Origin of the sequence: Pseudoalteromonas sp. SG45-5 (genome assembly GCF_014164085.1) — a bacterium.
Classification (GTDB): Bacteria; Pseudomonadota; Gammaproteobacteria; order Enterobacterales; family Alteromonadaceae; genus Pseudoalteromonas; species Pseudoalteromonas aliena.
The window spans coordinates 19935-28705 of sequence record NZ_JACJEM010000057.1 but is presented as its reverse complement, the minus strand read 5'-3'; the positions used below and the strand labels follow the sequence as shown (position 1 = coordinate 28705).

The window sequence follows — 8771 nt, the reverse complement described above, 5'->3', positions numbered from 1 at the left end:
TTGCATTAAATTAGTGATCTATTATAGCGATAAGAAAATAGCTCAATAACAAGGCTAAAATTATGATACATAGTTGTTCTATATAAATAATTTTTAACGTCGTTAGTGAGTTATTTAATACGCTAAAATGACCATGTTTTTAATAAAATTGGTATTACTTTGACTAAAAATGCGCTACTTCGTTAGCTCTGCATTTATCTCGTTAATTAATGTATGAATACGCTGTGCATTTTTTCCCAGATCACTTCGCCCTACACGTGATTTACTACGAATATCAACAAAACGTTGGCTACCTTCATCATTGATCCGCACAACCACATCGTCTTTAAAACCAAACCATGTTGTTGTATCTGTTGCCTCTACAAGCCCTGAGCTAGCATCAACATTAACAAGCTCCCAACCTAAATTTTTAACCGCTTGCTCTGTAGCTACGATTAAATCAGCTTTTGATTGAACAAAGTTTAATGTAACTAGTTCAGGGTAAGCTTTACGTTGTTGGTTTGCGGTTTCTTCACCGGCATAAGCCACTGGGTTTGGTGCATCAGCACGAAGTGGTGCAATAGCGACAAACTTAGGCGGATTAACTAAGTCGGTAGAAATATCATGTATTGGTGGCACACTTTTAGCTGTGTTCATCATATTTAAAGGCATAGCAATGGCAACCGCCGAAAATACAACAGCAATCGCTGCACTACCAAATGTTACTGTTTTACGCTTAAATATAACTTGTAGTAAAAGCAGCGCAAGCGCAGCGCCACCGGCATAAACAGCAAACCGAAAACCTGTAAATGCAGTTCCTAGTTCTACAATACCAAACTTATATAAAGGGCCTGGTAGTACAACCAATAAAAAGGCGATTAAGCTCACCAAACTCACTAATATTTTCATCAAATTGCTCCGCTACTATGTGATTGTTATTTTTAAACAGTTTAGTACTGTTAATAAATACTTTTAGATTACTATTAGCGACTAATTACACAAAAAAGTCCAATGTTGTGTGATCAAAATGATATAAGTTTGAAAAAACACCTACAAGTTCAAAGTGCGCCACATAGTGACTAAACTACAAAACTTACAATTTAACCCTTTATTTTTACCATTGAAACTTGACTATCTATATAAAATGCACACACTGCGGGGGTAAAAATAGCCAGAGCTTTATTATTTATGAAAACAGAAATTAGCTATCGTTTTGAATCATCACAAATTGCTAACCGATTTGTGCATGTGCTAAAAAATTGGTCAGTAAACGAGGTGAAAACTCGCTTATTTAATGGTGGGGATAGCGTTAAAGTAACTTATACGTCTGATGAAGGCGGATTTGATTACACTTCAGCTGAACTTGACGACTTAGCAGAAAAACACGGCGGAAAAGAAGTCTAAACTTTAACAATAATAACTAAAGGCAGCCCTATGAAAAATAAAACTCTAAGTTTATTTGCAATAATATGTTTAACCATTAGCGCTTTTAGCTACGCAGAAAAGGTTAAAATTGAGCCTTTTAGCATTGGCGAAACCCTGACACTTAATTCAACAACACTTAGCCAGCAACGCATTATAAACGTTTACCTGCCAAATAGTTACCAACAGAATACAGAAAAACATTACCCCGTTATTTACTTGCTTGATGGCTCAAAAGATGAAGACTTTATCCATATTGCAGGGCTTGTACAATTTGCCTCTTTTTCGTCGATAAATCACATGCCTGAAAGCATTGTTGTGGGTATTGCGAATATAGATCGTAAACACGACTTAACGTCAGCAAGTAGTCACCCGCTTGATATAAAAGATTTACCAACGCATGGCGGCTCAAAAAAGTTTATTCATTTTATAAACGATGAACTACGCCCGCTAATTAATAAAACATACCGCACAAACTCAACGAGTACTTTAATTGGTCAGTCGCTCGGTGGGCTTTTTGCCACCGATATTTTATTTAATCATACAGCTATGTTTAATCATTACGTAATAATTAGTCCAAGCTTATGGTGGGCCGATAATCAGCTACTAAACGGCCCTTTTGAACCAAAAACTTTTCCACAATCGGTTTATATTGGCGTTGGTAAAGAAGGCGAACTAATGGAAGGTCTAGCAAGGCAATTACACAAAAAAATAGCGCCTATTCTTAACAAAAAAAGCCAAGTGCAATTTAAGTATTTTGAAAACCTAGATTATACCGAAACTCTACACTTAGCTGTTTACGATGCCTTTAAAAAAGTCAATTACCACCCAAAAAAGTAATTATCAAAAAATATTAATACCATGAATAAATGCTTAACAGTATTTATTCATGGTACTTACGGATCATCGCCACTTTACCGTTTTCAATTTCGATTACGTCCAGCATTGTAGAGGTATATTCTATTGGTTGTTTATTTTGCGGGTGAATACCTTTTACATCGTTTTTATAACGAATCGCAAAACCAGTATTATTAAACACAAATGTATTAAGCAGTGTGCTTTTATAAAACGTATGTGCACCTAGGTAAAAACTCATGCCTTTGCGCATTTGTTCTTTGCCATCGGGAGTACGTGAATCATCAGGCTGATACGGGATATGCTGATTGCCAATGTCATCAGTTAACAATGCAAGGTAAGCCTCGAGCTCTTTAGTACCTGCGTTAGGTGCTTGTGTGGCGGTCATTGTTTTATAGTACTGCTGCGCAAACGCGTTTAAATCAAATGCTTCTTCAGCTTGAGCCACAAAGCTCATTACAAATAAAAATAGTGGGCCTATATATTTCACTTTTCTTCCTTATTAAATGGTATTTACAGATTTTTTAAAACTTATAATTGCATAATTAGTATAAATAACCGATAGCTAAAATTAATTTCGTCTTTTTAAATCTTACTTCGTCTAATAGGTAAACTTATAAACGCTAAGGTAGTTAAAATGATTAAAATTGTAAGCTTTGAAATATGCCCTTTTGTGCAACGTGTCACTGGCGCATTAGCAGCTAAAAATATACCGTACGAAATCGAATATATTGACTTAAAAAATAAACCTCAATGGTTTCTAGCGCTTTCACCTAATGGCCAAGTCCCTGTGTTAATTACACAAAATGGTACTGCTTTGTTTGAATCTGACGCTATTATAGAGTACATAGATGATGAGTTTTTCCCACTCGAAGGTTCACTTTCAAATGAGGAAAAAGCACTGGACCGCGCATGGAGCTATCTAGCCTCTAAGCATTATTTAGTTCAATGTTCAACCATGAGAAGTAAAGACGAAGTAACCTTTGAAGAACGCAGTCAAAAGTTCAAAAAAGCGTTTCAAACTATCGAAAAGCAACTAACGGGCACCTCTGCGTATTTTAAATCAGATCAGCTTAGTAAAGTAGACATTGCTTGGCTACCGCTTTTACATCGTGCGGCTATAATTAAAATGCACAGTGGCTATGATTTTTTATGCTGCTTACCTAAAGCACAAGCTTGGCAGCACAACATATTAAATACTGGCTTAGTTGAAAAAACAGTAAGCAAGGATTTTACTGAGCGCTTTAGCCAATTTTATTTAACTAATACCTTTTTAGCTGCTAACAAGTGTGTTGAAAACAACCACTGCAGCACTAATAGTTGCTGCGACTAAGAGGGTGTAACTAATTATCACAAAGCGATGTATATGTGCATCGCTTTAGTTATGCGGAGATATAAATTGGATATAAAAATTATCTGGTCACAATATCAAACGAGCTTAAAAGCCTTTTTGCACAGCAAAATTGCTAACCCGAGTGATGTTGACGATTTAATGCAAGATATACTCATAAAAACTTACCAACATTTAAACAAAGTCAAAGAGCCAAGCAAAGTAAAATCTTGGCTCTTTCAAATAGCGAATAATGCGGTAATCGACTTTTATAGGCGTAATCATAAAACGCGTACTATAGACTCAGATTCACTGTGGTATGGGCAAGATGAACCCCAAATAATCACTGAACTTAGCCGTTGTATACAGCCTTTTATAAATGCACTATCAGAGGATGACGCAACTCTTTTGAACGCGATTGAAATAGAAGGCGTTTCGCAAAAAGAATATGCAAAAAACAACAACATTAATTATTCAACACTAAAATCACGAGTAAAATTAAGCCGCCAAAAATTACATCAACTATTTAATAGTTGCTGTGACTTTGCCATTGATTCACAAGGTAACTTACTTGATGTAACACTTAAAAATAACACCTGCGCTAAATGTTAAAATACTCACATTTTACTTTTTACTCTATTGGTTGCCACACTATTTGCAGGGTCGTCTGGCCAAAAGTGCTTAGGATAGCGACCTTTCATTTCTTTTTGCACGTCACGGTAACTGCTAGCCCAAAAGTGTGCTAAGTCTTGGGTAAGTTGCAGTGAGCGTTTACCTGGCGATAATAACTCCATAAGTAACGGCAATTTGCCATTAGCTAGTATCGGCGTATTGGTTAAACCGTACACTTCTTGCATGCGCACACTGAGTTTTGCTGGACCGTCGAGCTGGTATATTATTTTAATATTTGAACCACTCGGTACGGTTAAGCGCAGTGGTAATAATTGTTTCAATCGCGATTGCTGTTGCCAATCAAAACAATTTTGCAGCGCTTCAAAGTAATTAAACTTTTTAAGTTGTTCTAAGGTTTTAATATCTTCTAAAAATGCGCCTAGCCACTGCCCTGCATTGTCAATCAGTTGTTGCTCTGTTATCTGCACAAAATCATTGGGCATAAAACTACTTGCCAAACTCATTCGAGTAAGTAACTGCTCACTTTCTTGTTGTTCATTAAACAGTGAAAACCCCTGTTTTGAAAATAAATTAAGCCATGCTTTTGCACGCTCACTCTTATCTAGTTTTTGTTTACTTGGTTGGCTTAAAAGCACAATTGCACCGAGCTTTACTTCATCTTGATGAATAAAGCGTGCGGTTTTTTCGTCAAATTCGCAGCGGGTAAGCGTGCTAAATAAATGCGGTAAATATTGTTGTAATTCAGTGGGGTTGAGCGCGGTGGCTGCAAAAATACGTCCGCCTTTGTGTCCGCCCATTGTGGCGATAGCTAGGTAGTCGTCGTTGTGCCAGTAATCGTTGTTCAGCTCAGCGCCTGCACCATTGGCAAGCAGATAACCATTACCGCGTTTTTTAGCAATACGATCGGGATACGCCAATGCCACCAGCAAACTAATATAATGCGTATTTAATTCGCTGTTTTCGTCTTTTACTTTTAAGCGGCTTTGCCAATACTTTAACTGTTGTTTAAATACCGGATGCGGACGTTGCTGTTGGCTATGTAGCGCTAAGCTTAACTCGTTTGCACTATTTACTCGGCTCTCAAGTAATGCCACTAAATAAATAGCGAGCCTAAAAATACCAGGGAGTTGGTCATCAAGTATTTGTGCTTTTAATAGCATATGCGCCAAACGAATATCAGCACCAAAACCTAACATTTTACTACCAAGCGGTGTGAGCTTACCTTTGCTATTAATAGCTTCTAGCATGTTAAGCAGGTTACTTGCTTGCTCGCATTGCTGCTCAGTGGGCTTATCGAGCAAGGTTAGCTCATCAATACTGGCCCCCCATTGCTTTGCCTCAAGCATAAGCTGGCTTATGTCTGATGTTAGTATTTCGGGGTTGTCGTGGCTATTGCGCCGCTCAAAGGTTTGCTTTGAGCCAATTCGATAAACAATGCCTGGCTCTATTCTCCCTGCACGTCCTGCACGCTGCACAGCAGACGAGCGCGATATACTTTGTGTTGTGAGCTCAGTAACCCCTGTTTTTAAATTAAAGGTCGCTGCACGGCGTTTACCGCTGTCAATTACGATACGTATGCCTTCAATAGTTAAACTGGTTTCGGCCACATTAGTAGTAAGCACTACTTTGCGCATGCCCTCTGGCGCGGGGGCAATAGCAGCTTGCTGATTAGCTTTATCTTGCTCGCCAAATAGCGTTGCTACCGTACAATTATTGGGTAAATCAGTGAGTGCTTGTTGTACACGTAGTATCTCAAACTGCCCAGGTAAAAATACTAATGCACTGCCTGTGTGCTCATCAAGCGCTTTTTTTATAATTCCAGGAATTGCATCAAGCCAGCGGCTTTCATCTTTTATGGGTATATATACTTCGTCTATTGGGTAGCTGCGACCATTTGATTGAATGACAGGGCAATCAAAAAACGCAGTGTAACGCTCACTATCAAGCGTTGCCGACATAAGCATGATGATTAAATCTTCACGCAATGCGCTTTGGGTCTCTAGTGCAAACGCCAGTGAAGTGTCGGCAGCAATTGAGCGCTCATGAAATTCATCAAATATCAGTAAATCAATATCACTTAATTCTGGGTCGTTTTGTAGCATGCGTGTCAGCATGCCTTCGGTCACTATTTCAAGGCGCGTATTACTGCTGACTTTGCTCTCACCACGAATGCGTAGGCCCACACTTTGCCCAACGCTCTCGTTTTGGCACTTTGCTAAATAACTGGCAATATTCCGCGCAGCCAATCGGCGAGGTTCTAACATTACAATACGTTTAAAGTGCCCATCGCGCATAAGCTGGAGCGGCAACCACGTAGACTTACCCGCACCAGGTGGGGCTTGTAATAATGTAATAGGATTACTTTGTAATGTAGTAACAAGTTGTTGATATATGTCTTGAACCGGCAGCACAGCTATTTACTCTAAATTACTTTGCAGATAGTGTAACAATAAAGTAGGAACTGTTGTTAGAGCGCTCAGTTTTTATTGTAGTAGCTCAGATCTGAGCTTACAGTTTTGACGAATAAGTTTAGATTTTATCTGACAGACCGATATGAGCGACATGCAGTCAGTCGGATTTTTTACATTGTATGACTGCTTCAAGCTCAAAGCTGCCGTTGATATTTTTACGCTAACTTATGGTTGGCAACTAAAAGCGTTATGAACTTTTTGCCAAAGCAGTAATTATATCAGACTGTATAACTAAGTTGATTTGAAGGCTAATCTTAGTTGGTTTTGAGGTTTGATGGTTTGCATCAATAGACATAGAGAGACTAAAGCCACACCTATCCAACCAATGACTTTAAATTTTTCGCCAATAATGAAAACAGCTAAAATAGTTGCAACTAATGGCTCAATTAGGGTTATTAATGTTGCTTTACTTGCATCTATATAATTCAAGCCAAAACCAAATAATAAGTATCCTAAAAACATTGGAATTATTGCCATATACAAAGATACCAAAGCATTAGTTGAGCTTGAAAATAAGTTATCACCCGTAAACCATAATGAAGGGAGTAACAATAGTGCGGCACAACCAAATAGCCCTGACATGGACGATTTTGAATGAACGCCACTTTCAATTAAACGCCTTGCTGCCCATGAATAACCTGCATAAGTTAATCCAGCAATACAACCCAAAAGAATCCCCAAACCCTGTTGATTAATACTGTAAGCAGTATTATTACTTTGGTCTCTACCTAACGTTAAAAGAGCAATACCTATCGCTCCAATGACAAAACTCAATATCCATTGCAATGATATGTTCTTTTTACTAATTAGACGTTCAAGGATTGCTGCAAAAAAAGGAGCTGTAGCTATAGAGACTACAGTACCGATGGCAACACCAGATAAACTCATTGAGGTATAAAATGCTAATGGATAAATAGCGACAGAAGCGGCACCTAATATTAATACCTTAGGTTGTTCTAGCATCACCTTATAATCTATAAGTAGCTTTTTTCGAGCTGTGATTACAAGTAAGACTCCACCTATTCCCATAGAAAATGCACCAATAGCTAGAGAGCTTACATCAGGGGAATAGCTTGCTGCGGTGCCAGTTGTTCCCCACAAAAAACTAGCAATAATAATGGCAATAACACCTTTAAAATTTTCGTGATGATTTTCCATAATGAAACCTGTTTATGATAACTTCAATACAGAAATAGTATGCTAATTATGAAAGGCGTTTTTAACAATTAAGACGCAATCGTTAACAATTCAGACTAAGTTTACTTTTTGAACTTAGTTGGTGATAGACCAAAGTATTGCGAAAACTTTCGGCTAAAGGCTGATGGCTCTTTATAACCTACTTTTTCACCGATAATTGGTAACGGATAATCGGTGTGCGTTAGTAAAGCTTGAGCTTTTTCCATCCGAAGTTTTGTTACGTACTTCATCACAGTCATACCTGTTTGTTGTTTAAATAGTTTCTTAAACTGTGTATCACTCAGGAAAGCAGACTCAGCCAAGCGTTTGATTTGAAGCTGCGATGCAATATTTTGTTCTATGAAGGATATTGCTGTACCAATGCGATTATCTACTTTTGGCAATAAAGGTTGCTCTGCAAGCAGTAAACTAAACATTTCAAACATTGCCTGCTCTAATTGAGTATTAACTTTGTTTTCTAGTTGGTTTCCGATAAAAGTTAAGTAACTTCTAAGAGATGAATTAATCGCAAAAACAATATATTGTGAAGATGAAATGTTTAGGGGTAGGTGTTCCATATCCACGACTACAAATCTAGCTTCAGTATCAGCAGTGAACAAGTGCTCTTCGTTGGCTTTAACTACAACACATTCACTAGGTGCAACTTTACCATTGAAATTACCAACACATATATTTATAACACCACGTAAGGGTAAAACCAATTGATTAAAGTGATGTGAGTGACGAGTTGGTTTTGTACTATAAGAGCGAATGGATAATAGATTTTTCATAATAATAGAAAATGTATGGCCTTACTTCATCCTGATTCTGATTATACATATTAGAGCAATGGATAATAAAGAGAAGTGTTAGTTTTTACTGGTACTTTATTTAAAAGTATCTAT

The 8771-nt window shown here is 37.7% G+C and carries 9 protein-coding genes; 4 read left to right on the top strand and 5 right to left on the bottom strand.

The features are described 5' to 3' along the window. Positions 1 to 174 precede the first annotated feature (174 nt). Positions 175 to 888 (bottom strand): DUF1499 domain-containing protein, encoded by a 714-nt coding sequence (locus tag H5119_RS16625; protein ID WP_182703012.1) that lies wholly within the window; start codon positions 886 to 888, stop codon positions 175 to 177. Between the two features lie 279 nt (positions 889 to 1167). Between H5119_RS16625 and H5119_RS16620 the strand changes: the two genes are divergently transcribed. Both H5119_RS16620 and H5119_RS16615 read left to right on the top strand, forming a co-directional pair. Further along, positions 1168 to 1383 (top strand): hypothetical protein, encoded by a 216-nt coding sequence (locus tag H5119_RS16620; RefSeq protein ID WP_182703011.1) that lies wholly within the window; start codon positions 1168 to 1170, stop codon positions 1381 to 1383. Between the two features lie 30 nt (positions 1384 to 1413). Then, positions 1414 to 2241 (top strand): alpha/beta hydrolase, encoded by an 828-nt coding sequence (locus H5119_RS16615; protein ID WP_182703010.1) that lies wholly within the window; start codon positions 1414 to 1416, stop codon positions 2239 to 2241. Positions 2242 to 2284: 43 nt separating this feature from the next. Here the strand turns inward: H5119_RS16615 and H5119_RS16610 are convergent, their stop codons facing one another. Next, positions 2285 to 2713: a nuclear transport factor 2 family protein gene (locus tag H5119_RS16610; protein WP_182703013.1), complete on the bottom strand. Its 429-nt coding sequence runs from the start codon at positions 2711 to 2713 to the stop codon at positions 2285 to 2287. A gap of 180 nt (positions 2714 to 2893) precedes the next feature. Here H5119_RS16610 and H5119_RS16605 point away from each other — a divergent pair, with 180 nt between their 5' ends. Both H5119_RS16605 and sigZ read left to right on the top strand, forming a co-directional pair. Next, positions 2894 to 3589: a glutathione S-transferase family protein gene (locus H5119_RS16605; protein WP_182703009.1), complete on the top strand. Its 696-nt coding sequence runs from the start codon at positions 2894 to 2896 to the stop codon at positions 3587 to 3589. A 66-nt stretch (positions 3590 to 3655) separates the two neighbouring features. Next, a complete protein-coding gene (gene sigZ, locus H5119_RS16600; RefSeq protein ID WP_182703008.1) occupies positions 3656 to 4198 on the top strand; it encodes an RNA polymerase sigma factor SigZ in 543 nt (180 codons plus the stop codon). Positions 4199 to 4203: 5 nt separating this feature from the next. On the opposite strand, the gene hrpB is transcribed toward sigZ, so the two are convergent. From hrpB to H5119_RS16585, 3 genes are all read right to left on the bottom strand, one after another. Continuing rightward, the gene (gene hrpB / locus H5119_RS16595; protein WP_182703007.1) at positions 4204 to 6630 is read right to left on the bottom strand and encodes an ATP-dependent helicase HrpB; all 2427 of its coding nucleotides are present in this window, start codon (positions 6628 to 6630) and stop codon (positions 4204 to 4206) included. A gap of 291 nt (positions 6631 to 6921) precedes the next feature. Further along, positions 6922 to 7848 carry a DMT family transporter gene (locus H5119_RS16590; RefSeq protein WP_149602718.1) on the bottom strand — a complete coding sequence of 309 codons (927 nt, stop codon included), beginning with the start codon at positions 7846 to 7848 and terminating at the stop codon, positions 6922 to 6924. A 101-nt stretch (positions 7849 to 7949) separates the two neighbouring features. Further along, positions 7950 to 8657, bottom strand: coding sequence for an AraC family transcriptional regulator (locus H5119_RS16585; RefSeq protein WP_182703006.1), 708 nt, complete (start codon positions 8655 to 8657; stop codon positions 7950 to 7952). Positions 8658 to 8771: the final 114 nt, after the last annotated feature.

Bases quoted from the DNA above. Each gene is read 5' to 3' on its own strand.
- H5119_RS16625 (WP_182703012.1), bottom strand. From the start codon at position 888: ATGAAAATATTAGTGAGTTTGGTGAGCTTAATCGCCTTTTTATTGGTT.
- H5119_RS16620 (WP_182703011.1), top strand. From the start codon at position 1,168: ATGAAAACAGAAATTAGCTATCGTTTTGAATCATCACAAATTGCTAAC.
- H5119_RS16615 (WP_182703010.1), top strand. From the start codon at position 1,414: ATGAAAAATAAAACTCTAAGTTTATTTGCAATAATATGTTTAACCATT.
- H5119_RS16610 (WP_182703013.1), bottom strand. From the start codon at position 2,713: ATGAGCTTTGTGGCTCAAGCTGAAGAAGCATTTGATTTAAACGCGTTT.
- H5119_RS16605 (WP_182703009.1), top strand. From the start codon at position 2,894: ATGATTAAAATTGTAAGCTTTGAAATATGCCCTTTTGTGCAACGTGTC.
- H5119_RS16590 (WP_149602718.1), bottom strand. From the start codon at position 7,848: ATGGAAAATCATCACGAAAATTTTAAAGGTGTTATTGCCATTATTATT.
- H5119_RS16585 (WP_182703006.1), bottom strand. From the start codon at position 8,657: ATGAAAAATCTATTATCCATTCGCTCTTATAGTACAAAACCAACTCGT.